Annotated in this window: 23 protein-coding genes and 1 tRNA gene; 6 read left to right on the top strand and 18 right to left on the bottom strand. The window is 61.8% G+C overall.

Annotated features, from left to right (window positions below):
• Nucleotides 1-108: 108 nt before the first annotated feature.
• The 7 genes from NIM87_RS06985 to aptA all read right to left on the bottom strand — a co-directional run bounded on the left by NIM87_RS06985 (nucleotide 109) and on the right by aptA (nucleotide 7943).
• Complete coding sequence (locus NIM87_RS06985; RefSeq protein WP_254673911.1) at nucleotides 109-897, bottom strand: ABC transporter ATP-binding protein; 789 nt, start codon at nucleotides 895-897, stop codon at nucleotides 109-111.
• Nucleotides 898-1072: 175 nt separating this feature from the next.
• The gene (gene hydA / locus NIM87_RS06980) at nucleotides 1073-2524 is read right to left on the bottom strand and encodes a dihydropyrimidinase (RefSeq protein WP_254673910.1); all 1452 of its coding nucleotides are present in this window, start codon (nucleotides 2522-2524) and stop codon (nucleotides 1073-1075) included.
• A complete protein-coding gene (locus tag NIM87_RS06975) occupies nucleotides 2521-3036 on the bottom strand; it encodes an endonuclease domain-containing protein (protein WP_254673909.1) in 516 nt (171 codons plus the stop codon). Before NIM87_RS06975 ends, hydA begins: the two co-directional genes overlap by 4 nt.
• Nucleotides 3037-3187: 151 nt before the next feature.
• Entirely contained in the window at nucleotides 3188-4438 is a 1251-nt protein-coding gene (locus tag NIM87_RS06970; RefSeq protein WP_254673908.1) for a Zn-dependent hydrolase, read from the bottom strand.
• Between the two features lie 4 nt (nucleotides 4439-4442).
• Nucleotides 4443-5045: an endonuclease domain-containing protein gene (locus NIM87_RS06965; protein WP_269467948.1), complete on the bottom strand. Its 603-nt coding sequence runs from the start codon at nucleotides 5043-5045 to the stop codon at nucleotides 4443-4445.
• A gap of 6 nt (nucleotides 5046-5051) precedes the next feature.
• Nucleotides 5052-6548, bottom strand: a complete 1497-nt coding sequence (locus tag NIM87_RS06960; RefSeq protein WP_254673906.1) for a CoA-acylating methylmalonate-semialdehyde dehydrogenase — start codon at nucleotides 6546-6548, stop codon at nucleotides 5052-5054.
• 66 nt (nucleotides 6549-6614) lie between these two features.
• On the bottom strand, nucleotides 6615-7943 hold the full coding sequence (aptA, locus tag NIM87_RS06955) for an omega-aminotransferase AptA (protein WP_462804857.1): 1329 nt from the start codon (nucleotides 7941-7943) through the stop codon (nucleotides 6615-6617).
• A 125-nt stretch (nucleotides 7944-8068) separates the two neighbouring features.
• Here aptA and NIM87_RS06950 point away from each other — a divergent pair, with 125 nt between their 5' ends.
• A complete protein-coding gene (locus NIM87_RS06950; RefSeq protein WP_254673905.1) occupies nucleotides 8069-8806 on the top strand; it encodes a TetR family transcriptional regulator C-terminal domain-containing protein in 738 nt (245 codons plus the stop codon).
• 42 nt (nucleotides 8807-8848) lie between these two features.
• Here NIM87_RS06950 and NIM87_RS18720 read toward each other — a convergent pair whose 3' ends face one another.
• Nucleotides 8849-9922 (bottom strand): GGDEF domain-containing protein, encoded by a 1074-nt coding sequence (locus NIM87_RS18720; RefSeq protein WP_254673904.1) that lies wholly within the window; start codon nucleotides 9920-9922, stop codon nucleotides 8849-8851.
• 54 nt (nucleotides 9923-9976) lie between these two features.
• A complete protein-coding gene (locus NIM87_RS06940; protein WP_254673903.1) occupies nucleotides 9977-10378 on the bottom strand; it encodes a VOC family protein in 402 nt (133 codons plus the stop codon).
• Nucleotides 10379-10502: 124 nt separating this feature from the next.
• Between NIM87_RS06940 and NIM87_RS06935 the strand changes: the two genes are divergently transcribed.
• Nucleotides 10503-12293, top strand: coding sequence for a hypothetical protein (locus tag NIM87_RS06935; RefSeq protein WP_254673902.1), 1791 nt, complete (start codon nucleotides 10503-10505; stop codon nucleotides 12291-12293).
• Between the two features lie 74 nt (nucleotides 12294-12367).
• Here NIM87_RS06935 and msrA read toward each other — a convergent pair whose 3' ends face one another.
• Together msrA and NIM87_RS06925 are read right to left on the bottom strand one after the other, a co-directional pair.
• Nucleotides 12368-13024: a peptide-methionine (S)-S-oxide reductase MsrA gene (gene msrA, locus NIM87_RS06930; RefSeq protein ID WP_254673901.1), complete on the bottom strand. Its 657-nt coding sequence runs from the start codon at nucleotides 13022-13024 to the stop codon at nucleotides 12368-12370.
• Nucleotides 13025-13122: 98 nt separating this feature from the next.
• A complete protein-coding gene (locus NIM87_RS06925) occupies nucleotides 13123-13446 on the bottom strand; it encodes a hypothetical protein (RefSeq protein WP_254673900.1) in 324 nt (107 codons plus the stop codon).
• A 265-nt stretch (nucleotides 13447-13711) separates the two neighbouring features.
• Between NIM87_RS06925 and NIM87_RS06920 the strand changes: the two genes are divergently transcribed.
• A tRNA-Ser gene (locus NIM87_RS06920) sits at nucleotides 13712-13801 on the top strand.
• Nucleotides 13802-13910: 109 nt separating this feature from the next.
• On the opposite strand, the gene NIM87_RS06915 is transcribed toward NIM87_RS06920, so the two are convergent.
• The 5 genes from NIM87_RS06915 to NIM87_RS06895 form a co-directional block, all read right to left on the bottom strand.
• A complete protein-coding gene (locus NIM87_RS06915; RefSeq protein ID WP_254673899.1) occupies nucleotides 13911-14744 on the bottom strand; it encodes an ABC transporter ATP-binding protein in 834 nt (277 codons plus the stop codon).
• Complete coding sequence (locus NIM87_RS06910; RefSeq protein ID WP_254673898.1) at nucleotides 14741-15757, bottom strand: ABC transporter ATP-binding protein; 1017 nt, start codon at nucleotides 15755-15757, stop codon at nucleotides 14741-14743. The genes NIM87_RS06915 and NIM87_RS06910 overlap by 4 nt, the downstream gene beginning before the upstream one ends.
• Before the next feature lie 2 nt (nucleotides 15758-15759).
• Nucleotides 15760-16617 carry an ABC transporter permease gene (locus NIM87_RS06905; RefSeq protein ID WP_254673897.1) on the bottom strand — a complete coding sequence of 286 codons (858 nt, stop codon included), beginning with the start codon at nucleotides 16615-16617 and terminating at the stop codon, nucleotides 15760-15762.
• A gap of 3 nt (nucleotides 16618-16620) precedes the next feature.
• The gene (locus NIM87_RS06900; RefSeq protein WP_254673896.1) at nucleotides 16621-17625 is read right to left on the bottom strand and encodes an ABC transporter permease; all 1005 of its coding nucleotides are present in this window, start codon (nucleotides 17623-17625) and stop codon (nucleotides 16621-16623) included.
• 63 nt (nucleotides 17626-17688) lie between these two features.
• Entirely contained in the window at nucleotides 17689-19578 is a 1890-nt protein-coding gene (locus NIM87_RS06895; protein WP_254673895.1) for an ABC transporter substrate-binding protein, read from the bottom strand.
• A gap of 324 nt (nucleotides 19579-19902) precedes the next feature.
• Between NIM87_RS06895 and NIM87_RS06890 the strand changes: the two genes are divergently transcribed.
• Nucleotides 19903-21504, top strand: coding sequence for a GH39 family glycosyl hydrolase (locus tag NIM87_RS06890; protein ID WP_254673894.1), 1602 nt, complete (start codon nucleotides 19903-19905; stop codon nucleotides 21502-21504).
• Nucleotides 21505-21615: 111 nt separating this feature from the next.
• Here NIM87_RS06890 and NIM87_RS06885 read toward each other — a convergent pair whose 3' ends face one another.
• A complete protein-coding gene (locus NIM87_RS06885; RefSeq protein WP_254673893.1) occupies nucleotides 21616-22272 on the bottom strand; it encodes a GntR family transcriptional regulator in 657 nt (218 codons plus the stop codon).
• 39 nt (nucleotides 22273-22311) lie between these two features.
• Nucleotides 22312-23301, bottom strand: coding sequence for a Gfo/Idh/MocA family protein (locus NIM87_RS06880; RefSeq protein WP_332017512.1), 990 nt, complete (start codon nucleotides 23299-23301; stop codon nucleotides 22312-22314).
• A 217-nt stretch (nucleotides 23302-23518) separates the two neighbouring features.
• Here NIM87_RS06880 and NIM87_RS06875 point away from each other — a divergent pair, with 217 nt between their 5' ends.
• Both NIM87_RS06875 and NIM87_RS06870 read left to right on the top strand, forming a co-directional pair.
• Nucleotides 23519-25216: a dihydroxy-acid dehydratase gene (locus tag NIM87_RS06875; protein ID WP_254673891.1), complete on the top strand. Its 1698-nt coding sequence runs from the start codon at nucleotides 23519-23521 to the stop codon at nucleotides 25214-25216.
• Entirely contained in the window at nucleotides 25209-26069 is an 861-nt protein-coding gene (locus tag NIM87_RS06870; protein ID WP_254673890.1) for an amidohydrolase family protein, read from the top strand. Before NIM87_RS06875 ends, NIM87_RS06870 begins: the two co-directional genes overlap by 8 nt.
• The last annotated feature ends 1 nt before the right edge of the window (nucleotide 26070 follow it).

The following is a 26070-nucleotide window of genomic DNA, read 5'->3' as shown; positions in this document are numbered from 1 at the left end:
TCGTCATCGAAACAAGCGCAGACCGCGTGGAGGTGCCGACACCCCCACCCTCGGCCCCTCCCCTCAAGGGGGAGGGATGCAAAAGAGCCGACACATCCCGCACCGCCATCACACCGCTCCCCCATCATAGCTGTGCCCGGCCCGCAGCCCTTCGCGCACGCGGGCGGCGATGGCCAGGAATTCCGGGGTTTCGCGGATGTCGAGCGGGCGATCCCTGGGCAAGGTGCTTTCTATGATGTCCGTCACCCGGCCAGGGCGCGGAGACATGACCACGATGCGGGTCGAGAGATAGACCGCCTCGGGGATGGAGTGCGTTACAAAGCAGATGGTTTTTTGCGTGCGCTCCCAGAGTTTGAGCAGCTCGGAGTTGAGGTGGTCGCGGACGATTTCGTCGAGCGCGCCGAAGGGCTCGTCCATCAGCAGCAGGTCGGCGTCGAAGGCGAGGGCCCGGGCGATGGAGGCGCGTTGCTGCATGCCGCCCGAGAGCTGCCAGGGGTATTTCTTCTCGAAGCCCGAAAGGTTCACCAGCTCCATGGTGCGCGCGATGCGCTCGGACTGCTCGGCGGGCGAGTGGCCCATGATTTCGAGCGGCAGGGCGATGTTCTTCTCGATGGTGCGCCAGGGATAGAGCGCCGCCGCCTGGAACACATAGCCATAGGCGCGGGCCTGGCGCGCCTGTTCCGGGGTCATGCCATTGACGCTGAGCGTGCCGGACGTGGGTTTTTCGAGATCGGCAATGGCGCGCAGGAACGTGGTCTTGCCGCAGCCCGAGGGGCCAATGAAGGAAACGAAGTCGCCCTTGTTGATGGTGAGATTGACGTCGGAGAGCGCGACGATGTCGCCATCGCCGGTGGGGAAAGTCAGGCCGAGATTTTGGGCGGAAACGACGGTGGTCATGCCTGCGCCCCCCTCATCCGGCGCTGCGCCCCACCTTCTCCCCGAGGGGGAGAAGAATTGGGCCGGCGTTCGTTTCGGCACGAAACTCTAATTCCTCTCCCCCTCGGGGAGAGGGTGGATCGGCCGAAGGCCGAGACGGGTGAGGGGGATATTTCCACGACAACCAAATTCTGCATCAAACCCCCGTCGCCGGAATACCCGTGCGCTCAACCTTGCGCGGTGCGACGATTTCCTTCCACTGGCTGAGCGCCCGGTTCACAGGGTTTTTCGCTTCGCGGGCGACGAACTTGCCATGGCCCGGCTCGGCCTTGACCTCGCTTTCAACGATGGAGACCTTGCCGCGGCTGAGCACATAGCGCGGCAGGCCGGTGACCTCGAAGCCTTCGAACACATTGTAATCGATGACCGACTGCTGGGCCTTGGCCGAAATGGTCTTTTTGCGCTTGGGGTCCCAGACGACCAGATCGGCATCGGCGCCGACCATGACGGCACCCTTTTTGGGATACATGTTGAGGATCTTCGCAATATTGGTCGAGGTGACGGCGACGAATTCATTGGGCGTCAGACGGCCGGTGTTGACGCCGGCAGTCCAGAGCACCGGCAGACGGTCTTCGAGCCCGCCCGTGCCGTTCGGAATTTTCGAGAAATTGCCCACGCCATTGCGCTTCTGGTCGGTGGTGAAGGCACAGTGATCGGTGGCCACGCAGGAGAGCGAGCCAGACTGCAGGCCCGCCCACAGCGAATCCTGATGCTGCTTGTTGCGGAAGGGCGGGGACATGACGCGGCGGGCGGCATGGTCCCAGTCGGGATTGAAATACTCGCTTTCGTCCAGCGTCAGGTGCTGGATCAGCGGTTCGCCATAGACGCGCATGCCCTTCTGCCGCGCCCGGCGGATGGCTTCATGCGCCTGCTCGCAGGAGGTGTGCACGACGTAGAGCGGCACGCCCGCCATATCGGCAATCATGATGGCGCGGTTGGTGGCTTCGCCCTCCACTTCGGGAGGACGGGAATAGGCGTGACCCTCAGGGCCATTATTGCCTTCGGCCAGGAGCTTTGCCGTCATCGCCGCAACGACATCGCCGTTTTCGGCATGGACCAGCGGCAGCGCACCCAACTCGGCGCAACGGCTGAACGAGGAATACATCTCGTCGTCATTGACCATCAAGGCGCCCTTATAGGCCATGAAGTGCTTGAACGAGGTGATGCCGCGATCCACCACATCGGCCATTTCGCGCCACACCTGTTCGTCCCACCAGGTGATGGCCATATGGAAGGAATAGTCCGTGGACGCCTTGCCGGTCTTGTTGTCCCACATCTGGAGGGCCTCGAGCAGGCTCTGGCCCGGATTGGGCAGGCAGAAATCCACTACCATGGTGGTGCCACCGGCCAGCGCCGCGCGCGTACCGCTCTCAAAGTCGTCTGCCGAATAGGTGCCCATGAAGGGCATTTCGAGATGGGTATGCGGATCGATGCCGCCGGGCATGATCAGACACCCCGTGGCGTCGAGGGTCTGGTCCCCCGACAGGTTCGGGCCGATCTCAACGATCACGTCGCCAACGATTTTCACATCGGCCTGATAGGAAAGATCTGCAGTGACGACCGTGCCGCCTTTGATGACTGTGCTCATGGTGTGTTTCCTCTGGTAAAGGCCCCCTCATCCGTCTCGCCCTGCGGGCGAGCCACCTTCTCCCCGAGAGGGAGAAGAACGGATCGTGCCTGATTTAGAATTTTGGCGCCTACGGCGGCGCGAGCGCCTCTTATTCCTCTCCCACGCGGGGAGAGGGTGGCCGGAGCGAAGCGGAGGTCGGGTGAGGGGGATCCCTCAATCACCCCCAGGATGAGTTCGCAGACCGTATCCCGGTATTTGAGTACCTCGTCGTTCCAGAAGCGCAACACCGCGTAGCCCTCGGCATTGAGGAACGCTGTCCGCGTCTCGTCCGTCATGTTTTCCGCATGCTGTCCGCCGTCCAATTCGACAATTAGCGCCGCCTCGCGGCAGGCAAAGTCAGCGAAATATGGCCCGACAGGAAACTGCCGCACGAATTTAAGACCATTCAACCCCCGATTGCGCAGCACATACCAAAGCCGGTTTTCAGCAATGGACGCATTCCGACGCAATTGGCGGGGGCGGCTGGTCACTTGAACGCCCCCTCACCGACTCGGCTTCGCCGAGCCACCTCTCCCCGAGAGGGAGAGGAATAAGTGGCGCATGCCGGACCATTCTTCTCCCTCTCGGGGAGAAGGTGGCGCGCAGCGCCGGATGAGGGGGATGCCGAAACGAGCGATGACCTCACTCCACCACCTCCGCCGTCTCCACCACCGCATGGAACAGCACGTCGGCGCCGGCTGTGGCCCACTCCTTGGAGATGTCCTCGGCCTCGTTGTGGCTGAGCCCATCGACGCAGGGGCACATGATCATGGTGGAGGGCGCTATCCTGTTGGTCCAGCAGGCGTCGTGGCCAGCGCCGGAAATGAGGTTCATGTGGCTATAGCCAAGCCGTTCGGCAGCGGCGCGGACGCGGGACACCAGCGTCGGATCGAACGTGACGGGGTCGAAGTGACCCACGGCCTCCATGGCATAGCCGACGCCCAGGCCGGCGCAGATGGCCTGCGCCTTTTCCTCGATCTGGCTGCGCATGCCGTCGAGCTTGGCCTGATCGGGGGAGCGGATATCGACGGTAAAGACAATAGTGCCCGGCAGGACATTGCGCGAATTGGGCGAGAATTTCACCTGGCCCACGCCGCCCACGGCGCCGGGCTGGGCCGCCATGGCCACATCCTGCACCATTTCAAAAATGCGGGCCATGGCGAGGCCGGCATTGACGCGCATATTCATGGGTGTCGAGCCGGTATGGGCTTCCTTGCCGGTCAGGGTGAATTCGAGCCACCACAGGCCCTGGCCATGGGTGACGACGCCGATCTGCTTGTCTTCGGCCTCGAGGATCGGGCCCTGCTCGATGTGATATTCGAAATAGGCGTGCATCTTGCGCGCGCCGACCACTTCGTCGCCAACCCAGCCGATGCGCTTGAGTTCATCGCCAAAGCTGAGACCCTCCGGGTCCTTGCGCTCATAGGCATAGTCGAGCGTGTGGACACCGGCAAAGACGCCCGAGGCCAGCATGGCCGGGGCGAAGCGTGCGCCTTCCTCATTGGTCCAGTTGGTGACGACGATGGGGTGTTTGGTGCGGATGCCGAGATCGTTGAGCGTGCGGATGACTTCGAGCCCGGACAGCACGCCCAGCACGCCGTCATATTTACCGCCGGTGGGCTGGGTATCGAGATGGCTGCCGACATAGACCGGCAGCGCATCGGGATCGGTGCCGGGGCGGGTCATGAACATGGTGCCCATCTGGTCGACACCCATGGTGAGGCCCGCTTCGTCACACCAGCGCGCGAACAGCTCTCGTCCCTGCTTGTCGCTATCGGTCAGGGTCTGGCGATTATTGCCACCGGCAATGCCCGGCCCGATCTTGGCCATGTCCATCAGGCTCTCCCAGAGCCGGTCGCCATTGATACGAAGGTTTTCGCCGGGAGAGGTCATGGGCTTACTCGTTGGTTTGGTCTTGGCGGAAGGGCCGGAAGCTGCGTTTCTTGGTGGAAGCGGCGCGAGCGCCGCTGACCCCTCGCCCCTGAGGGGAGAGGGTGGCCGGAGCGAAGCGGAGGTCGGGTGAGGGGTTCAGCGCCAGGACGCTGGCAATGGCCTCCCATACAGCCTCCGGATACAGCAGGATTTCCTGGTTCCAGAACCGAAGTACGGAATAGCCTTCAGCATTGAGATAGGCCGTGCGTGTTTGATCTTTTGCGCTTTCGGCGTGCTGTCCCCCGTCTGCCTCGATGATCAGAGCAGCCTCGCGGCAGACAAAGTCAGCAATGTAAGGCCCAATGCCGAGCTGGCGGACAAATTTGTTCCCCTGCATCCGTCGTCCGCGCAGCAGGCTCCAGAGTTTTCTTTCGGCGTCGCTGCTGTTCTGGCGCAATGTGCGCGCCCGCGAGACTGAACCCCTCACCCGCCGCTTCGCGGCGACCTCTCCCCTCAGGGGAGAGGTGGGGGCCGGCAGATCACTCGCAATGGCGGAGCTTTCGCCCCCTCTCCCCTGAAGGGAGAGGGTGAGGGTGAGGGGTTCAGACTGTCCGTACCCTCCCACCATCATCGCCTACTTCACGCTCGGGAAGCTGAATTCGGCGCCGCCTTTGATGCCGGCGGGCCAGCGGGTGGTGACCGTCTTGAGGCGGGTGTAGAAATGCACGCCTTCGGGTCCGTAGATGGAGTGATCGCCGAACAGGCTTCGCTTCCAGCCGCCGAAGGAGTGGTAGGCGACCGGCACCGGAATGGGCACATTGATGCCCACCATGCCCACTTCGATCTTGTCGGCAAATTCGCGGGCGGCGTCGCCGTCGCGGGTGAAGATGGCGGTGCCATTGGCATATTCATGGCCGTGGATCAGGTCGACCGCGTCCTTGAAGCTGTCGCGGCGGACGACCGAGAGCACGGGGCCGAAGATTTCTTCGCGGTAGATCGACATATGCGGCTCGACATTGTCGAACAGCGTGCCGCCGACAAAATAGCCGTTTTCATAGCCCTGCAGCGAGAAGTTGCGACCATCGACCACGAGGTCAGCGCCCTGCTCCACGCCAGCGTCGATATAGCCCAGGATCTTGTCGCGGTGCATCTTGGTGACCACCGGACCCATTTCGGCGTCCTTGTCGGTGGCCGGGCCAATCTTGAGGCTTTCGACGCGCGGCTTGAGCTTGGCGATCAGCGCATCGGCGGTGTCCTTGCCCACAGGGACGGCCACGGAAATGGCCATGCAGCGCTCGCCGGCCGAGCCATAGCCGGCGCCCATCAACGCATCGGCGGCCTGGTCGAGGTCGGCATCGGGCATGATGACCATGTGGTTCTTGGCCCCGCCCAGCGCCTGCATGCGCTTACCGGCCTTGGTGCCGCGCTGGTAGACGTATTCGGCAATCGGGGTGGAGCCGACAAAGCTCACCGCCTTGATGTCGGGATGATCGAGGATGCCATCGACCATTTCCTTGTCGCCGTGGATGATGTTGAGAATGCCTTCGGGGAGCCCGGCTTCCATGAACAGGTTCCAGGCCAGCATCGAGGCCGACGGATCACGCTCGGAGGGCTTCAAAATGAAGGCATTGCCGCAGGCGATGGCCGCCGGATACATCCACATGGGCACCATGGCCGGGAAGTTGAACGGGGTAATCCCCGCAACGACACCGAGCGGCTGGCGATCCGAATAGCTGTCGATGCTCGGCCCGACATTGCGGGAAAATTCGCCCTTGAGCAGTTGCGGAATGCCGCAGGCAAAATCGACGCAGTCAATGCCGCGGGCCACCTCGCCCAGCGCGTCGTCATGAACCTTGCCGTGCTCGCGCGAAATTTCGCGGGCCAGGTCGTCGGCATATTGATCGAGCAGCGCCTTGAACTTGAACATGACGCGGGCCCGCTTCATCGGCGGGGTATTGCCCCAGGCGACCTGCGCCTTGACCGCATTTTCGACGGCAGCATTGAGCTCGGCCATGGTCGAGAGCGGCAGTTCGGCGCTCGGCTCGCCGGTGGCGGGATTGAACACCGGGACGCGGCGGGTGGACGAGGAGACATAGCGCTTGCCGGCAACGGCATTTTCGATGACGTGCATCAGGGTTTCCCCTCCGTTTTGGGAACGAAAATTCTATCTTCTTTCGTATAGAATAGACGTTCCATTCTACTCAAGCGTCTTGAGAATGCCCGACAGGATTGAGACGATTTCGCCGATCTGGCTTTCCGAGATGATCAGCGGCGGCGAGAGCGCGATGATGTCGCCGGTAGTGCGCACCAGAAGGCCCGCTTCATAAGCCTTGAGGAAAGCGGAGAAGGCGCGCTTGGTGGGGCTCCCGGGGATGGGTTCAAGCTCGATGGCGCCCACCAGGCCAATATTGCGCACGTCGATGACATGGGGCAGGCCCTTCATGGAATGCAGCGCATCTTCCCAGGTCTTTGCCAATTCGGCGCCGCGGGTGAGAAGCCCTTCTTCGCGGTAGGTGTCGAGCGTGGCCAGCGCCGCTGCCGAAGCCACCGGGTTCCCCGAATAGGTATAACCGTGGAAGAACTCGATCATATGTTCGGGGCCCTGCATGAAGGCGTCGTGGATCTCGGCCGAAACCATGACCGCGCCCATGGGGATGACGCCATTGGTCAGACCCTTGGCGGTGACGATCATGTCGGGGGTGACGCCGAAATAGTCGGCGCCGAACGGGGTGCCCAGGCGCCCGTAGCCGGTGATGACCTCATCGAAAATCAGCAGGATGCCGTGCTTTTTGGTGATCTCGCGCAGGCGCTTGAGATAGCCCATGGGCGGGATCAGCACGCCAGTTGAACCGGCAACCGGCTCAACGATGACGGCGGCAATGGTCGAGGCGTCGTGCAGGGTGACGATGCGCTCGAGCTCATCGGCCAGCTCGGTGCCATATTCGGGTGGCCCCTTGGAGAAGGCGTTTTTCGCCAGATTATGGGTATGGGGCATGTGGTCGACGCCGGCCAGCAAGGTGCCGAACATCTTGCGGTTGGTGACAATGCCACCCACTGAAATGCCGCCGAAATTGACCCCGTGATAAGCGCGCTCGCGGCCAATGAGTCGGGTGCGCGAGCCCTCGCCCTTCACCTTTTGATAGGCCAGAGCCAGCTTGAGCGCGGTTTCGACCGATTCTGAGCCCGAATTGGTGAACAGCACATGGTCGAGCCCGGCGGGCGTAATATCGACCAGCCGATTGGCCAGCTCGAAGGCCTTGGGATGACCCATCTGAAAGGCGGGCGCATAGTCAAGCTCGGCGGCCTGATTGGCGATGGCCTCGACGATCTTCGGACGCGCATGACCGGCGTTGCAGCACCACAGGCCCGCCGTGCCATCAAGCACCTGGCGGCCATCGGAGGTGGTATAATGCATGTCCTTGGCCGCCACGAACATGCGCGGGGTCTTCTTGAACTGCCGGTTTGCCGTAAAGGGCATCCAGAACGCGCTGAGATCGTTCGGCGCAACGTTGGATGAAGTGGACACGAACTCTGGCTCCCAATGAAATCTGATCTGGTCTGCATTTGGGTCTTGACGCGACGGCCCGAACCCCGGAAATTTTGACCAGTTGGAAAAATGTTAGCATCCCTACACATTCCCGCAAGGCGAAAATGGCCCCCAGAAAACTGAAAGCCGCCGAGCACCCGCCCATCGCCGCCCCGCGCCAGCACAAGGCCGACGCCAAGGCGGCTGCAAGCCATCCGCCGGCCCGGCACCGACCCCAGACCCGCATCCAGAAGGAAAAGCAGGACATTATCCTTGAGGCGGCGCTGGAAGTGTTTGCCGTGCATGGGTTTCGCGGTTCGACCATCGACCAGATCGCCGAAGTTGCAGGGATGAGCAAACCCAACCTGCTCTATTATTTCCCCAAGAAGGAAGAGATCCACCGCCGGCTGATCGCGGCGCTGCTCGATACCTGGCTGGCGCCGCTGCGCGAGATGAACGCGGACGGCGATCCGTTCACCGAAATCCGCTCCTATATCCGGCGCAAGCTGGAAATGGCTCGCGATTTCCCCCGCGAGAGCCGCCTGTTCGCCAATGAAATGCTGCAGGGCGCGCCCCGCATCAGCGAGATGATCGAAGTCGACCTCAAAGGGCTGGTGGATGAGAAGGCCAAGATCCTGGTCGATTGGATGGACCGCGGGCTTTTGGCCCGGGCGGACCCCTATCACCTGATCTTTTCAATCTGGGCCACCACCCAGCACTATGCCGATTTCGACGTGCAGGTGCGGGCGGTGCTGGGCAAGGGGCGCAATGGCGAGGGGCGTTTCGAGGATGCGGCGCGCTACCTGGAACAGCTCTTCATGCATGGGCTGACCCCAAGGCCACGGCCGGGCCAGAAGACCTGACGACGGCCTGACGCGCTCCCCCGAGGCGAAAAATGCCTGTGCTCAGCCGATGGCCAGCAGCGGCTCGGGCGGGATGCCGGATATCTGTTCGCGCGCCAACGAGGCTTTGCCAGCGCCCGCAAAGCAGAAGGCGGCGCCGTCGAGGCGCTTGGCTTCGTAAAGAGCACGATCGGCCTGTTTGAGCAGCGCGCTGGCCGGATGGTTGAGCCCATCCTCGACCAAGCCAATGCTGATGCCCACCGACACATTGTGCCCCACCACATGGAGCGGCCGGCTGACGGTGGCAATGCAATCGCGCGCCAGCTGGGCGAGCATGCTGCGCTGGCCGCCACGCCGGACAATGGCCACGAATTCATCGCCACCGATACGCGCCAGAAATTCGCCCTGCTGCAATTGATCAGCGAGGCGTCGTGCCACCTCGATCAGGGCCAGATCGCCCGCATGGTGGCCGAACAGGTCATTGATCGGCTTGAACCGGTCAAGATCGAATGCCAGCATGGAAAAGCGCTGCCGTTCGTCGGCCAGCCGCGCCAATTCACCTTCCAGCGCCAGGCGGTTGGGCAGGCCGGTGAGATGATCGCGCAGGGCATGGCGCTGGGCGAGGATGCGCTGGCTTTCGATGCGCCGCACCCGGCCTTGCATGACCACCAGACAGGCCAGGACGCCACCGATCAGCGCCAGCATCACGGGTACGCGCGACGGCGCGAAACTATTGAACAGAGCCTGGCCGGGACGATCAGCAGTCCAGTTGAGGAAATGGCCGCCCGAAGTCCCCTTGAGGATCGGGATGGATTGTTGCTTGGGGTCGGTTGCGGCAGCATCGGCCAGGGTCAGGTTCCGCAGGCCGGCTACCTCGCCCAGGGCGGCAACGGATCCAGCGATATCACTGGCAGGCAGGCCGGCCAGGATTTCTGCGATTTCGGCGGCGCGGGCGCGTTCTTCCTGCATGGAAAGCGCATCGGTCGTCCACATCACATGCAGGGCCGAATAGACCAGCAGAGCGCCAGCCAGAAGCGCGCCCGCAAAGGCGCCCCACACCAGGCGCCGAATGGGCACCAATGCCTTGACCGGATCAGCATCCGGCAAAGTCCAGAAGCTGTGTATCTGTTTTTCCACTGCTGTGGGCCCCGCATCCTTTGCCATATTCATCCAGCAAAGGTTGGCAACAGGTTAGCGTCGTTCAGTTTGTGGCATTGACGCGTCGCGCAGCTGCGCGATCAGGGCCAGGGTCCGCCCTTCGGGATCGGTAAAGAACGCCAACCACTCCTGGGTGCCATCGGCATGCTTGTGGATGGCCTGGGGCGCGCGGGTGAAGTCCACGCCCCTGCCCGCAAGGTCGGCATGGGTCGCATGGATGTCCGTCACCTGGAAGTAAAGGATGGATTCGGGGGCAACCTCCGGGCTCTGCTGCAAATAGAGCCGGGTGCCGCCAAGATCGAAAAACGCCATGCCTTCAAATCGATAGAGCAGCGGCAGGCCCAGCACGTCACGGTACCAGGCCGTCGCCTCGTCAATGTCGCGCACTGTGCGAACAATCTGCCCAATGCGGCCAAGTGCCAGGTTCTGAGACAATCCACCCTCCCTTGTTGCCGGCGCCTATCATAGCCGCATCTTGCGCCTTGCCGCGCGTTTTCTGCACGCGCCGTTAACCGGCATATAGTCAAGGTCCATCCTGTCGCCATCCCGGGATCATGCCTTGTCAGACGCATCCTCGCCTGCCCTTACCCGCAATGACTGGCTGTGGCTGCTCGCCATTTGGGGCGTCGCGGTCGGGACCATGGTCGGGCGCGGTATTTTCGCCAATAGCGGCGGCCCGTTCTTTCTCGATACGGACGATGCCATGCGCATGGTCGTGGTGCGCGATTTCCTCAACGGCCAGGGCTGGTATAACCTGGTGCAACACCGGCTCAACACACCTTTTGGCGCTGAAATCCACTGGTCGCGGCTGATCGACCTGCCCTTGGCGGGGCTGCTATGGCTGACGGGCCTGTTCACCAGTCAGCACAATGCGGAAATCGTCACCGGCATGATCTGGCCGGTGCTTCTGTTGGGGGTATTGCTCTGGCTCAGTGTCCGGGTGACCCTGGAACTCGTCGGCCGCGCCGGCCTGCTGCCAGCGCTGGTCCTGCCCATTTTGAGCCCGGCCATAGTGGCCGAATTCACGCCGGGGCGAGTGGACCACCACAATGTCATTATTCTTCTGACGCTGGCGTGCCTGCTGATGAGCCTTTTGGCGCTGCGCCGCGCGGGTGCGGCCTGGTTCGCGGGTCTATTTGCCGCCACCGCGCTGGCCGTGGCGCTCGAGGCCGCGCCGCTGGTGGTGGCCGCCGTCCTCGCCTTTGGCCTTGCCTATGTGTTCGACCCGGCCCGCGCCGGCAATCTCAGGCGCTTCGGCCTGGGGCTGGCCGGTGGGCTCGTGGTGCATCTGGCCCTGGCGCGCCCGCCCGCACGCTGGCTGGAAGCGGCTTGCGACATGATTTCGCCGGTCTATGTGCTGGCCGGGCTGGCCGTGGGCCTTGTCTATCTGCTTATCTCGCTCGTGCCGGCGCCGCGCCTGGCCTGGATGCGCCTGATGCTGCTTGGCATCCTGGGGGCAATGGCGGCCGCCAGCGTGGCGCTTGCCTATCCCCAATGCCTTGGCGGCCCCTATGGCAGTCTTGACCCATGGCTGCAGGACAATTGGATTGCCGCCATTGTCGAGGCCAAGCCCTGGCATGTTTCGGTGATCGAACTGCCCGTCTATTCCATTGTTGTCGGCGCCCCGGTGTTTCTGGGGCTGGTGGCCGCGGCACTGGCCCTGTGGCGTACGCCCGAAAAGCGGCTGGGCTGGCTGACGCTTTTGGTCTTTCTCGCCTGCGCGACGCTGGTCATGCTGACCCAGGTGCGCGGCGCGCGCCTTGCCATCCTACCCACCATCCCGGCCGCGGCCTGGCTGATCGTCATGGCGCGGCAGGCCTATCTCAAGCGCCAGCGGCTCCTGCCGGCACTGGGCCTTATCGGCGCCTGGCTGATGTTTTCGGGTGTCATCCTGAGCGTGATGGTGGCCTATGTGCTAACCCTCCTGCCCGATGGGCGGGCGCAGGCGATCAGCGACGCGCGGATCAGCAAATTGCCCTGTATTCTCTCGGAGAGTTTTGCTGACCTTAGAGGCATGCCGCCCGAGCGGATCATGGCGCCGATTGACCTGGGCTCACACCTGCTGCTCGAAACCCCCCATGCGGTGGTGGCGGCGCCCTATCATCGCAATGAGGCCGGGGTGCTCGACGCCTTCCGCTTCTTCAACCGGCCGGTGGCCGAAGCGCGGGCCATGGCCGAGCAACGCGGCCTGGGCCTGGTGGTGACCTGCGAGGCCATGCCGGAAATGCGCGGTCCAGGGCTTGATGAGCCCGACACGATCCTCAGCCTCCTCGCAGCCGGCTCACCACCTGATTGGCTCGAGGATGTGTCGCTGGGTGGACCGCTCAAAATCTACGCAGTTATTCCCTGAGGGTCGGCCCCGGCGCATGGCAAAGGCGTCCCGAAATCAATCGGAACGCCTCGCGCATTGCCGGATATGCAACCCTATTGGGCGGCGACGCCCAGCCCGATGGGGCAGCTGACGCCGGTGCCGGCCAGCCCGCAATAGCCATTGGGGTTCTTGGCCAGATATTGCTGGTGGTAGGTTTCGGCAAAGTAGAACGGTCCGGCGGGCGCGATCTCGGTGGTGATCGGCCCGAGGCCGCGCTGGTCGAGCGCCCGCTGATAGGCGGCGCGGCTCATGGCGACGGTTTCGGCCTGCTCGGGTGTCGTCGTATAGATGGCCGAGCGATATTGCGTCCCCACATCATTGCCCTGGCGCATGCCCTGGGTGGGGTCATGCTCTTCCCAGAAGCTCTTGAGCAGGGTTTCCAGACTGATCACCTTGGGATCATAGACAACCTTGACGGCCTCGGTATGCCCGGTGCGGCCTGAGCAGGTCTCTTCATAGGTCGGGTTGGGCGTGTGGCCGCCCTGATAGCCCACGGCCGTGACGAGCACGCCTGGCAGCTCCCAGAACAGGCGCTCGGCGCCCCAGAAACAGCCGAGGGCAACGTAAATCGTCTCGGCGCCTTCAGGATAAGGTCCCTTGAGCGCGGCACCATTGACGAAATGGGTTGCGGCCACCGGCATTTCGGTGGACCGGCCGGGCAGGGCCTCATGGGCGGCGGGAATCGTGGTCGGCTTTTGGCGGAAGAACATCGTGTCTCTCCTTTGAGCCCTCTATTCGGTGGCAACCCGGCAGAGGTTACGCCGGGTCATGTCGTCTGGATCACATCTGCCGGTTCAGATCTGCCGGTTTAAATCTGTTCCTGGCGCAGGAAGCGGTCGCGGCGTGGCCGACGGCCCATCAGCGCCAGTATGATACCGGGCACGCCCAGCACAGCAAAGACCGGATAGGTCAGCAGTGCCTGCATGGCGACATGCAGCAGATCGGCAAAAAACCGGCTTTCAAAAAAGCCCGACACAGCCTCAAGGCTGGCCGGATGCAATTGTGACCAGGCCTGCCCAAGGCTGGCAAAGACCAGAGCATTGGCGGCCAATGACTTGGTGCCGTCGACAACAAGAAAAATCAGCGCCAGGCCGATCAGCCAGGTGCCCAATATTCGCAAAACAAGCCGCATCCACATTCCCTGTGCTTGGCTTGGTAAGTCGAACCGGCCCTGGTTCGTTCCTTTCGCAAGCACAATTCCGTTGTGCCACGGCGCGCCCCGGTCTCACAAGATGGCGGGCGAGGATAAATATGTAGGTACAACAAGGCGAAAAACAATCGGTATGGAGCCCAAGTGATCCCTTGCGCCCGCGCCTTTCATGGGTATATTGCGCCTCGCTCGCAGCGGCCTCCCGAGGACCGCGATCCCGGCCTTCCAATCCGGGCATGCGCGATGCGGAGAGGTGGCCGAGTGGTCGAAGGCGCACGCCTGGAAAGTGTGTAGGCGGGGAACCGTCTCAAGGGTTCGAATCCCTTTCTCTCCGCCATTTTCCCAGAATAGACCTGCTTATTCCAATCCCACGTCAAAACGCGCCCACACGCGCGGCGTGAGCGAAGGGGCGCGTCAAGTCCGATGGAAACGGACGATCTGCACCCCTATTGAATTTTCGCCATGATGATCTTGCGCGCGGCTTCCGGATCGGGCGGCAATACGGCTTGGCTCAAAGCCCGTGAATAGGGGTGTTGCGGGTTACCAAGCACCTCCTGCGCGACCCCCGCCTCCACAACATCACCTCTGTGCATGATGATGACGCGGTCTGAGATGTAATAGGCGGTCGAGAGGTCATGGGTGATGTAGATGATCGACACGCCCAGGCGATCTCGCAGGTCACGGAACAAGTTGACGATGGACATGCGCAAAGATGCGTCGACCATCGACACCGGTTCGTCCGCGACGATCAATTTGGGCTCGGGGATCAAGGCCCGGGCAACCGCAATACGCTGCAACTGCCCGCCCGAGAGCTCGTGTGAATAACGCCCGCGCACTTCGGCCAGCGACAGACCCACATGGTTGAGTGCCTTATCGGTTGCCGCATCGACCGCCGCCTTGTCGCGCAGGCCCAAAAAGCGCTTTGCCGTCGAGAACAGGAAATAGTCGATCGTGGTCAGCGGATTGAACGCCTCGAACGGGTTCTGAAAGATCGGCTGCGCCCTGGCCATGAATTTGAGCCTGTCCGCGCGGCTGTGGATCGCGGCAATGTCCTGCCCCATGAACCGCAACGTGCCGCTGGTCGGTGCTTCATTGCCCAGGATCATGCGCGCCGTTGTCGTCTTGCCGCTGCCCGACTCGCCAACAATGGTGAATATCTCCGGCTTGCTGCTATCCAGGGTGAAACTGACATTCTTGACGGCACGCAGCGTGGCGCTGTCGAAGAACCCGCCGATCCGGTAGTCCTTGTTGACGTTTTGGAGTTCGAGAAGCGCGCTCATGCCGCCTGCACCTCCCCAGCACGCCAACATGCAACGCGGCCTGTCTGCCGCACCACTAATGGCGGGTTTTCGCTTCTGCATTTGTCCACGGCCAACGGGCAACGCGGATGGAAACGGCAGCCGCTCGGCGGATCGGCCAGATTGGGCGGTTTGCCCGGCAAGGCGCTGCGTTTCTTGTTGTCGCCAATACGGGGCAGGCTCGAAATCAGATGCGCCGTATAGGGGTGCTGGGGCCGCCGGAACACATCGAGCGTCGGCCCCTCCTCAACCAGCCGGCCGGCATAGACAATGCCGATCCGGTCAGCGATGGCGGCGTGCACGGTCATGTCATGGGTCACGAAAATGATCGACGCGCCCATACGTTGCTGAATATCCTTGATCAGCGCCAGCACATCCTGCTGCACCAGCACGTCGAGCGCGGTCGTCGGCTCGTCAGCAATAATGAAATCAGGCTCGCAAACCGTGGCCAACGCGATGGTCAGACGCTGGCGCATACCGCCCGACAACTGATGCGGAAAGGATTCCAGAACCCGCGGATCCAGGCCGATGCGATGCAGGTGCTGTTCCACTCGCGACCGGAATGCGGATTGCGAGATCCCCATATGTTTGAAGGCAAAATCGTGAAAGGCGTGCTTCACCCGGCGCACCGGATTGAGCACATTCATCGAGCCTTGCATGATGTAGCTCAAATTTTGCCAGCGCGCCGCCTTCATGGCCTGCGGATCGGCATAGACATCGAGCGCGCGTCCGCCAAAGTCGAACTTGACCGAGCCCTCCACCACCCGCAAGGGCGGCGTGATCGCCCCGGCAATGGTCTTGATCAACGAGGATTTCCCAGACGAGGATTCACCGGCAATCCCATAGATTTCATTGCGATTGATCGTCAGGCTGACATCGTCGACGGCCCGTACCTCGCGGCGCACGCCAAAATAGTTCATCTGATAATAGGCCTTGAGGCCCTCGACGCGCAGCACGGAATCGGTGGTGGTCGGTGCCTGGAGAGTATTAAGCATGGTCAAGCTCCCATCCGGCTCAGGCGGCTGCGCGGATCGATATATTCGTTGACCGATATGGCGAGCAGGAACAGGCCGAGGAACAAAAGGACGATGGCGATAATGGGAAAGGCGATCCACCACCAGATGCCGGCAATAATGGCCTGGTGCTGATTGGCCCAATAGATCATGCCGCCAATGGTGGGACGGTTGATGTCGGAGAAGCCCAGGACTGACAGGGTGACCTCCAGTCCAATGGCCCAGATCAGATTGTTCATGGCCGTGAAGAAGATGACCGGCATCACATAGGGCAGGTGCTGACGCACCAGGATCTGCGGCACGCTCATTCCGGCAAAAACGGCATGACGGGTGAATTCGCGGTTCCGCAGGCTCAGTGTGACGGAGCGGATGAGGCGCGCATCATAGTTCCAGCCCAACAGAGCCGCCGTCGCGGCCAGGACCGGCCAGCTCATGCTGTCGCGCATGACGAAATAGACCAGCAGCAGAATGGGAATATTGGGCAGCGCGATCATGGTGTCGTTGAGCGTCATCAGCGCCTGATCCCAACGACCACCGAGATAGCCCGAAAGCATACCGACGGCGACCGCCAGCAGTCGGCTGAGAACAGTGACGGTGAGCCCGAACAGCATGGTGTTCCAGATCGCCGAACTCATCTGCCAGAGGACATCCTGGCCACGCGATGTCGTGCCAAACCAGTACTGGGCCGATGGCGGCATATCCGGCGGCAAGAGGTAAATGGCGGTGTCTGGAAGCGGCGCCCAGAAGTGAGCCAGCGCGAACAGAAAGATGGATAGGGTCAGCACGAAGCCGATAGCGAACTCGACATTGTAGCGCAGCATGTCGCGCAGGATCTTGAACATGGCTCAGCTCAGCCTCACGCGCGGATCAATCAGCGGATAGATCAGGTCGATAATGAAAACGGCGACCGCGACCGCGATGATCGAAATGGTGGTCACTCCGAGCACCAGGGCATAGTCGCCCCGATAAATGCCCTGGATCATCAATCGCCCGACGCCTGGATAGTTGAACAGAAATTCGGTGATGACCGCCCCGCCAAAGACATTGCCCAGGCTCAGTGCCAGGCCCGTCAACTGCGGCAGCAGCGCATTGCGCGCCACATATTGCGAAAAAATCGTGTTGGAGGACACACCACCAAGTTCGGCATAGACCACGTGATCATCGGTGACGATGTTGGAGACCAGCGAGCGCATGGAAATGAACCAGCTGCCCAGTCCCACCAAGACCAGGGTTAATGCCGGCAAAGTGCCATGCACGATCAAAGAGCGCAGATAGTCCAATGTCAGGCCGGGCTGCAGATTCATCTGCGCCCCGCCCGATATGGGCAGGATTGGCCAGATGAACCCAAAGGCGAGCAGCAGACAGAGCCCGATAATATAGGCGGGCACCGGATGCAGGGCCATGACGGCAGCACCAGAGAACTTCAAAAGCAAATTTGAGCGGTAGTAACCGGCGAGCGCACCGAGCAGATTGCCAAGGGTCCAGGTGATCACCAGCGACAGGGTGAGCAGGCCAATGGTCCAGGGCAGCGCGCTCATGATCAGCGACATGACCGGGGTAGGAAAGGCAGACAGGGACGGTCCGAAATCACCTCGGATGACGCGACCCCAGAATGCCAGATACTGATCCAGCATCGAGCCCTGCAGGCCGTAGAGTTCCTGCAATGCCTGGCGCATCAGTTCGACCGAACGTGGATCGGTCGCGCCGAAATTGGTCATCAGGGCCACCGACTGCTCCACCGGATCGACCGGAGACAGATTGGTGATCAGAAAGGCCAGCGACACACCCAGGAAGATCACTAGGAAAAACTGGAATAAGCGCCGTCCGAGATATTTGGCAAAGCCGTCCATCTGTGGTCCGCCCTCGTGGATATGATGAGAAACGGGCGGGGCCTGACGCCCCGCCCGCAGGCACTATTGGGCGGCCTTGAGCGCAACAACCATGTAGCGCAGGTTCGACCAGAACGGTCCCGAAGCCGAATAGGGATCAGCGGCGCTCGGGTAGCCGGTCCAGTAGGTCGTGTCGAACGGCGCGAACTTGTTGTAGGCCATCAGCGGGATGAAGGGCATCTCTTCCACGGCAAGCTTGAGATACTCCATGCCCAGTTCGACAACTTCGGGTGAATCGAAGTTCACCGTGCGGTTGTCTTCGATGATCGCGTCCAGGCGCTCGTCTTCCCAACGCGTCAGGTTCCGCGGCGGCTGGGTTTCACCAGGCTGCTTGATGAAGTCGGAGTGGTAGCTTTCGAGGAAGAAGGAGAGATCGGGGTGACCACCCCAGGTCTCGACTGTCCAGTAGATGGCGACGTCGTAGTCACCGCCACCCAGGCGCTGGCCGTTCGTGGGGCCGGCCACGTCAACCGTGGTCTGGATGCCTTCCATCGACCACTGCTGGGCAATGATGGTGCCGGCGCGAGCCAGGGTCGGAATGTTGTCACCCTCGACCATCAGTTTGATGGTGAACGGCGTGCCATCGGGCTTGAGCCACTGATTGCCATTCTTGGTGAAGCCGGCCTTCTGCAGCAAGGCAGCGGCGGCGGCAGGGTCCTGCTTCCACCAGCCAAAACCGAACATGCGCTGAAGCTGCTCGGTATCTTCGGGAATGCTGTCACCCCATTGCGGCCTCACCAATGCCGCGATCTGCTCCGAAACGGTGGAGTCATAAGGCTTGATCGTGCCATTGCCCGTGTCGAGTTCGAAATTGGCGAGCCAATCCTGCATCGGCACATAGTAGTCGGTAATCGCCGTACCGGTTGGCGGGGTCGAGAGCGCCGCCAGATTTGCCGCGCCGCGATAAGATCCCATCGACACCGAGCGAATATCGATCATCAGCGCCAGAGCCCAGCGCACATCCTTGTCGGCAAACGGTTCGCGCTGGTGATTGAACAGTACGGACGGCAAAGTCGGGTCGGGATGGGCAAAGGGGAAGCCCGGGAACCAGTACTTGGTGGTTTCCCCGGCATCGCGGGCGATGGTGAACATGCCTTCGGGAGCGATATCGTTGATCACGTCGAGATTGTGATTCATCTGTTCGATGACGCGGGCATCCGGGTTACCCGCATTGCGGTAAACCACATATTTGACCTCCGGCGCTTCGCTCAGCTCCATGCCGATGGAGGTACGCTGCCAGTCGTCGCGCAACTTCCAGATCACCCAATTGCCGGCCGTATCATAGCTGTGGAGCTGATAGGCCGAGAGCGAGACCGGCGGATTGTTATTGTAGGTCAGCGGATCGTCGACCTTTTCGAACACGTGCTTGGGCATGATCCAGGCCGCATTCCAGCGCACCGTAAAGAGCGTGTGGAAACGCGAATTGGGTGCCTTGAGGTGGAAAACGACAGTGTCGCGATCCTGGGCCTCGACACTTTCCACGTTCACGGTGAACGGCGCGCTCCAGCCCATGCCGGGATGGGCAATCTGGGTTTCGACGGTATAGACAACGTCGTCGGCGGTGAACTCGACGCCGTCGCTCCAGTAGATGCCCTGCTTGAGCTTCACCGTCATTTCGGTGAAATCGTCGTTGTAGAGGGGCTTGTCTGCCGCCAGGGCATTGGTCCAGGCAGCATCGCCGGTGCCATCAGGATTGATGAACCAGAATGTGTCGGCGGTTAGCTGCTGCAGACCATTATTGCTGGCGCCACCACCAGGGGCCCACAGGTTGAACCATTCGGCATTCTGGGCCGCCGGCCCCTGAATGATCAGCGCTTCTTCGCGGGGGATACCCGCAATAAAATCCTGGGCAGCAACCGGCATCACCGACGCGGCGATGGCAAGTGCGGCTGCGGCCAGCTTCTTCAACAGCATGGTCGTTCCTCCTCAAGCCCGCATAGCGGACAGCAACCCATCTGGCTCAGGGCCCGACTTGTCGCTTCCCTCGTTTCGGCACGGGGCGCGCAGACTCCTCCTGCACCCCCGCCCGAAGCCTTTATCGACAATTTCAACCGTCAGAGCAACAGGATTATCGACAAAAATACATTCAGTTTCGACCTTTTTGGCTGTTTTTGGCGCCGTGGCTCCGATTTTTGCCCTGTATTATTGACAAACTTGAGTGTGGCGATAGGCTATATATCGACGATCGATCCGCTTATGCGGCGGTCCTGTTCCAACGACGAGGGTGGAGAAATTCAGATGACAGCGACTTATGACGTCCGCATCGCGGTCGATGCAGGCGTGAGCCGCGGCGCCTACCGGCCATTGTGGAACTGGTTCGGCTACGACGAGCCGAACTACACCAATACCGACAATGGCAAGAAGCTCCTCAAGGAGCTAACCGAGCTGAGCCCTGAGCCGCCGCGCATCCGCACGCATAATTTGCTGACGTCGGGCGACGGCAAATATGCGCTGAAATGGGGCTCGACCAATGCCTATACCGAGGACGCTGACGGCAACCCGGTCTATGACTGGACCATTATGGACCAGATCTTCGATGCCTATGTCGAAGCGGGCAATATCCCCCTGATCCAGGTCGGCTTCATGCCCGAAGCCCTGTCGGACGATCCCGGCCCCTACAAGCATCACTGGGCACCCGAGGACAAATACGCCACCATAATGACGGGCTGGGCTAACCCACCGAACGATCTCAAGAAGTGGGGGGATCTGGTCCACGCCTGGGCTCGCCACCTTGCCCATCGCTATGGCGAGAAGACGGTCCTCGCCTGGCCCTGGGAAGTCTGGAACGAACCGGACGGGCTTTACTGGAAGGGCACGGTCCGCGAATTTTGCGAGATGTATGATGTGACCGCCAAGGCGATCAAAGCCGCCCTGCCCGGCGCACGGGTCGGCGGCCCCCATACCTGCGGCGCCTTCAACAATCCCAAAGCGCAGGCCTTCTTGCGAGAATTCCTGCAATATGTCGTCGACAACAATTCACCCATCGACTTCATCGCTTTCCACGCCAAGGGCAACCCGGTGATCTGGAAGGATCACGTCCGCATGGGCCTGCACAAGCATCTGCGCGACATCGAGGCGAACCTCGCCATTGTCAACGAATTCCCGACCCTCAAGCACCTGCCTACGGTCATTGGCGAATCCGATCCCGAGGGTTGCGCGGCCTGTTCGGCCCGCGTCCATCCGCAGAACGGCTACCGCAACGGGCCACTTTATGGCGCCTATGTCGTAGAGAGCATGATCCGCACTTATGAGCTGTCGCAACGCGCAGGCGTTGAGATCGAAGGCGCCGTCACCTGGGCGTTCCTCTTTGAAGACCAGCCCTGGTACGATGGGTTCCGCGACCTGGCGACCAATGGTGTGGACAAGGCGGTGCTGAACGGCTTCCGCATGCTCGGCAAGCTCAAGGGCGAATGGATCGAGGCCAAGTCCGACCACGCCATCGATGTCCAGACCATCATGGAGCACGGCGTGCGTGAGCAGCCTGACGTCAACGCCGTCGCCACCCGTGACGACTCCGGCGTTTCCATACTCGTGTGGAACTACCATGACGACGACGTCGAAGACGGTGCCGCCAATGTCACGCTGGCCCTCAACAATTTGCGCTCCGGTCAACACAAACTGACCCACTACCGCATGGACAAGGACCACTCCAATTCCTTCGGGGTGTGGCAGGCCATGGGTTCGCCCCAGAACGTCACTGGCGAGGACTTCAAGAAACTTGAAGCCTCCGGTCAACTGGCGGTTCTCGAAACCGGCTCGGTCGATGCTTCCTCCGGGGAGGCGACCCTTGTCACCAACCTGCCCCGACAAGGCGTGTCGCTGCTCCGCATCGACTATTGATGCCGGGTCCGGCCGCGCCTCCCCTCCCGGAGGCGCGGCCCCTCAGGACTGTCCCAGTCGCATCGCCGACGCCTTGCCATTTCAAGGCATTCGAGGTGTGCCGATCAAAATTTAGTGGCCGACCAGATCGATGTAGCGCCGCTTGGACGGCTGCAAGTGGTCCACACAGAGCTGGGCCAGCACCCAATTGTCACGTCCCTGCAGCATTTCGATCATCAGCCGGTGCTGGCTGTGAGAAATGTCGAGCGCTGCTCGGTCGGCCATGGAATTGGCGCGCACCGGCAGGCTGTAGCGCATGTAGAGCTCGATCGTCTGCACCAGGTACTTGTTCCCGCAGGCTCCAAACAATGTCAGGTGAAACCGGTCATTGGTCTCATGGACGCCACGCAGGTAGCCGCTTTCTATATGCTCGCCATGCTCTTTGTGGATGGCCAGCAACTGATCGACAAGCGCCTGCGGCGCCGGCAAGGGGATAAGCAAGGCCGCCTGGCGCTGCACCAGCTCGCGCACGGCATAAATCTGCTGCACTTCTTCTGGGTCCAGGGAACGCACGGTCGCACCCTTGTTGCGCTCGCGCACAACGATTCCCATCTGCTCGAGCTGCACCAGCGCCTGTCGCACGAAATGCCGGGTCACCGGAAAGCGCGAAAGCAGGGAATCTTCGGTCAGGCGCGCGCCCGGCGCCAGTCGCCCGAAGATAATGTCCTCTTCCAGCGCCCGTACGATCCGCTCGTCGTCCAACGCGATGTCAGTGCTCAGGTCAGCCATGGCGCCCCCATTCAACGCAACTCATGGACATGTTCTCTATCAGATCGCGCCGGCAGGTTTAAATCCACTGATGCGATAGGCCGCCTCGACAAGGACGAGTGTATTGAGATTGTCCAAAGCGTCCGTTTCAAACTTACCTCCGCTGCGCAAGGCGGCGACGAAATGGGAAATGGCACCATCATAGGCCGCCTGGTAGCTTTCGACCGGGTCGAACCTCACCTCGCGCGGCTGCGGCCCCGACAGGCGCAATACCGTGCCGTCGAGATGAATGGTGCCCTTGGACCCCCATAAATACAATTGATCGCTGGGTGCCTGAGGGGCGCCATGCACCGCCAGATTGCCCGACACCGTCAGCGGCAGCCCGTCTTCGCGCCTGGTCAACGAGAGTGTGGCACTGTCCTCACCGATAATGTCGTTGTTGCTGCGCGCGAGCCGCGCCAGGTGCATGTCGAACTCGCCCAGGAGAAACCGCAGACTGTCCAGATGGTGGATCAGCACTTCCATAACCAGAAGCCGGGGCTCGCGCCGAAAGAAGGGCTGCCGCACCAGCGCCGGGCGCTGACCATCGGGATCGATGATCATGCCGCTCGAGTGGAAATCAAGCCGCGCAGCCACCAGATCGCCCAACACCCCCTCATCAAGCCAGCTGCGCAAGGTGCGATAATAGGGTCGGAACCGCCAATTCTCATGCACCATCAACGGAACGGCACCGTTCAGCTTGCGCACGACGTCACGAGCCTGGTCCAGGTCGACACCCAGTGGCTTCTGGCACAACATCGGCAGGCCGTGACTGCATCCGGTCAGAACATTTTCGGCATGAAACCGGCGGGGCGTGGCAATGTCGAGCGCGTCGAGCCTCTCATTGGCGAGCATCGCCTCCAGGCTCGCATAGCGACCCTCAATACCGAAGGTGTCAGCCCGCAGCGCCAGCGATGCCGGATCGGGATCACAGATCGCAGCCACCTTTGCGCCCTCTACGCGCTGCCAGGCTGGCAGATGATACTGTGTGACCCAGCCCGCCCCAACCACTCCGATGCGCAACAAACCCACCTCTTGTCAATAATATCAGATCGCCGCGCGATCAGCATAGGAACCACATTTCGGCAGTTTGGCTGAATTTAAGCGCATTCCAAGCGGGAGCACAATGACCGCGTAGAATTTCCACTCAACATATTATTGACAATAAATCGTTTGGCTGTAGGAATGGCGAAAATGGCCGCATGGTTTGACGGCGGGGAGGACTATCGTGACGCGCGGGCTTCGCAGACGCTTGACGAGCTATGGCGACCAGGACTTTTCCCTGTTTCTCCGCAAGGCTTTCATAAAGGCCATGGGCTATTCAGACGACGCCCTGGATCGCCCCATTGTCGGTATTGCCAATACCTACTCTGACTATAACCCATGCCACGGAAATGTTCCGCAGCTGATCGAAGCGGCCAAACGCGGCGTGATGCTTGCGGGCGCCATGCCAATGGTTTTTCCGACCATATCCATTCACGAGAGCTTTGCCTCGCCCACCTCGATGTTCCTGCGCAATTTGATGGCTATGGAAACCGAGGAAATGGTGCGGGCCCAGCCCATGGATTCGGTGATCCTGATCGGCGGCTGCGACAAAACCATCCCGGCCCAGGTCATGGCCGCTGCATCGAGCGAAGTGCCAGCCATTGTGCTGCCGACCGGCCCCATGGATACGGGCAACCATCGCGGCGAACGCCTCGGCGCCTGCACCGACTGCCGCCGCATCTGGGGGCAATATCGCGCCGACCAGATCGATGGCGACGAGGTAAGCGAAATCAATGGCAAGCTGGCCAGTTCGGTAGGCACGTGCACCGTCATGGGCACGGCCTCGACCATGGCCGCGCTGGTCGAGGCCATGGGCCTGGCGCTGCCCATGTCCGGATCGGCTGCCGCCACCTCGGCCGAGCGCATGCGCCTGGCCGAAGAGACGGGGCGCGCTGCCGTCGCCATGACCCAAACCGGGCTCACCACGGCCGAAGTGCTCACGCCTGCCGCCCTGCGCAATGGACTGGTCACCCTGCAGGCCCTCGGCGGCTCGACCAATGCCGTCATCCACCTGGCTGCCATCTATGGGCGGTTAGGCAAAAAGCTCGACATGGGGGAACTCGACACGATCGGCCAGCAAGTGCCCGTGCTCGTCGATCTGAAGCCATCCGGCAATGGCTATATGGGCGAGTTCCATGCCGCCGGCGGCGTGCCGCGCCTTCTCTCCGAACTCTCGGATCTTCTCGACCTTTCTGCACCACGCGCCTTTGGGGGCACGATTGCCGACACAATCGGGACGCAGCCGCCCCGCTACGAGGAGCAGATCATCCGCCCGCGCAGCCATCCGATTTCCACCTCGGGGGCCATTGCAGTGCTCACAGGGAATCTTGCGCCACGCGGCGCCGTCATCAAGCATTCGGCCGCCGATCCGAAATTGCTGTCGCATGAGGGACGCGCCGTCGTGTTTGACTCGGTCAAGGACATGACCGAACGGCTGGACGACCCCGCGCTCGAGATCACTGCCGACGACGTGCTGGTATTGCGCAATGCAGGCCCCAAGGGCGCCCCTGGCATGCCCGAGGCCGGTTACATCCCGATCCCCCGCCATCTGGCGCGGCAGGGCGTCAAGGATATGGTGCGCCTCTCTGACGCGCGCATGAGCGGCACGGCGTTTGGCACCATCGTGCTTCACATTACGCCAGAATCAGCTGATGGCGGGCCGCTGGCGGCCGTAAAGACTGGCGACAGGATTCGCCTCGACGTGCCCAATCGCCGATTGGAGCTGCTGGTGAGCGCCGAGACGCTTGCCGAGCGCATGTCCCAATTGCCGCCGCCCGCCCCTGCCCCCGAGCGCGGCTATGCTCGCCTGTATGACCAGCATGTCACCCAGGCCGATGATGGGCTCGATTTCGACTTCCTCATGGCCACGACCGATGACTGAGCTGCTCGAGGCGCCGCTCTGCCTGCCACCGCGGCCGCTGCGCAATCCAAAGCAACTGCGCTTGCCGGCGGGGAGCTGCGACACACATTTTCATGTCTTCGCCCCGGATGCGCCGCTCACAACACCGCGCAGCTACACGCCGCGGATCGAAACCGTCTCCGGCTGGCTAGCCCTTGCCGAAAGTTTCGGCATAGCGCGCGGGGTGCTGGTGCAGCCCAGCGTCTATGGCCTCGACAATCGCGTTCTGCTCGACGCGCTGGCCGAAGCGCCTGATCGTTTGCGCGGTATTGTCGTGATTGCGCCCGACACGTCGGACGCAGAACTTGACCGGCTTGATCGGGCGGGAGTACGCGGCGTTCGGTTCAACCTGCGAAACAAATCCGGCATCGGTTTTGATGCCCTCGAAGCGCTGGCGCCGCGCCTGCGCCAACGCGGATGGCATGCCCAATTCCAGGTTGGCCCCGAGGCCATTGCAGTTGTGGGCGCGTTGGCCGAGCGGCATGGTCTGACCGGGGTCATCGACCACCTTGGCTTCATGCCGCTCGATCCTCCGGGCGCGGCCCTGGACGATCTGGTCCGAGTGCTGCAGGGCGGTCGCGTCTATGCCAAGATTTCCGCCCCCTATAGGCTCCGTGACACCCACGAACATTCCGGTTATCGGAAAGCGCTTTCAATATTGGCGGCATCGGCCGCAAATCGGCTTTTATGGGCCACCGATTGGCCGCATACCGAGTTGTTCGCGCAAGTGCCCGAGGACGACGATCTTATCGCCCTCAGTCTTGACGCGCTGCCGCCCGAAACCCATGCCGCCATTTTCGCGGATAACGCCCGAACCCTCTACTTTTCGCACTAAA

Source organism: Devosia ureilytica (assembly GCF_024273195.1).
GTDB lineage: Bacteria > Pseudomonadota > Alphaproteobacteria > Rhizobiales > Devosiaceae > Devosia > Devosia ureilytica.
Note: the sequence above shows the minus strand (reverse complement) of the source record. Positions and strands in the feature narration are given on the sequence as shown.

What these genes read in the sequence shown, in the direction of transcription:
- NIM87_RS06915 (WP_254673899.1), bottom strand. Translation starts at nt 14,744, where the DNA reads ATGAGCGCGCTTCTCGAACTCCAAAACGTCAACAAGGACTACCGGATC.
- NIM87_RS06985 (WP_254673911.1), bottom strand. Translation starts at nt 897, where the DNA reads ATGACCACCGTCGTTTCCGCCCAAAATCTCGGCCTGACTTTCCCCACC.
- NIM87_RS06890 (WP_254673894.1), top strand. Translation starts at nt 19,903, where the DNA reads ATGACAGCGACTTATGACGTCCGCATCGCGGTCGATGCAGGCGTGAGC.
- NIM87_RS06885 (WP_254673893.1), bottom strand. Translation starts at nt 22,272, where the DNA reads ATGGCTGACCTGAGCACTGACATCGCGTTGGACGACGAGCGGATCGTA.
- NIM87_RS06900 (WP_254673896.1), bottom strand. Translation starts at nt 17,625, where the DNA reads ATGGACGGCTTTGCCAAATATCTCGGACGGCGCTTATTCCAGTTTTTC.
- NIM87_RS06910 (WP_254673898.1), bottom strand. Translation starts at nt 15,757, where the DNA reads ATGCTTAATACTCTCCAGGCACCGACCACCACCGATTCCGTGCTGCGC.
- NIM87_RS06895 (WP_254673895.1), bottom strand. Translation starts at nt 19,578, where the DNA reads ATGCTGTTGAAGAAGCTGGCCGCAGCCGCACTTGCCATCGCCGCGTCG.
- NIM87_RS06870 (WP_254673890.1), top strand. Translation starts at nt 25,209, where the DNA reads ATGACTGAGCTGCTCGAGGCGCCGCTCTGCCTGCCACCGCGGCCGCTG.
- msrA (WP_254673901.1), bottom strand. Translation starts at nt 13,024, where the DNA reads ATGTTCTTCCGCCAAAAGCCGACCACGATTCCCGCCGCCCATGAGGCC.
- NIM87_RS06950 (WP_254673905.1), top strand. Translation starts at nt 8,069, where the DNA reads ATGGCCCCCAGAAAACTGAAAGCCGCCGAGCACCCGCCCATCGCCGCC.
- hydA (WP_254673910.1), bottom strand. Translation starts at nt 2,524, where the DNA reads ATGAGCACAGTCATCAAAGGCGGCACGGTCGTCACTGCAGATCTTTCC.
- NIM87_RS06925 (WP_254673900.1), bottom strand. Translation starts at nt 13,446, where the DNA reads ATGCGGCTTGTTTTGCGAATATTGGGCACCTGGCTGATCGGCCTGGCG.
- NIM87_RS06970 (WP_254673908.1), bottom strand. Translation starts at nt 4,438, where the DNA reads ATGACCTCTCCCGGCGAAAACCTTCGTATCAATGGCGACCGGCTCTGG.
- NIM87_RS06960 (WP_254673906.1), bottom strand. Translation starts at nt 6,548, where the DNA reads ATGCACGTCATCGAAAATGCCGTTGCCGGCAAGCGCTATGTCTCCTCG.
- NIM87_RS06965 (WP_269467948.1), bottom strand. Translation starts at nt 5,045, where the DNA reads ATGGTGGGAGGGTACGGACAGTCTGAACCCCTCACCCTCACCCTCTCC.
- NIM87_RS06905 (WP_254673897.1), bottom strand. Translation starts at nt 16,617, where the DNA reads ATGTTCAAGATCCTGCGCGACATGCTGCGCTACAATGTCGAGTTCGCT.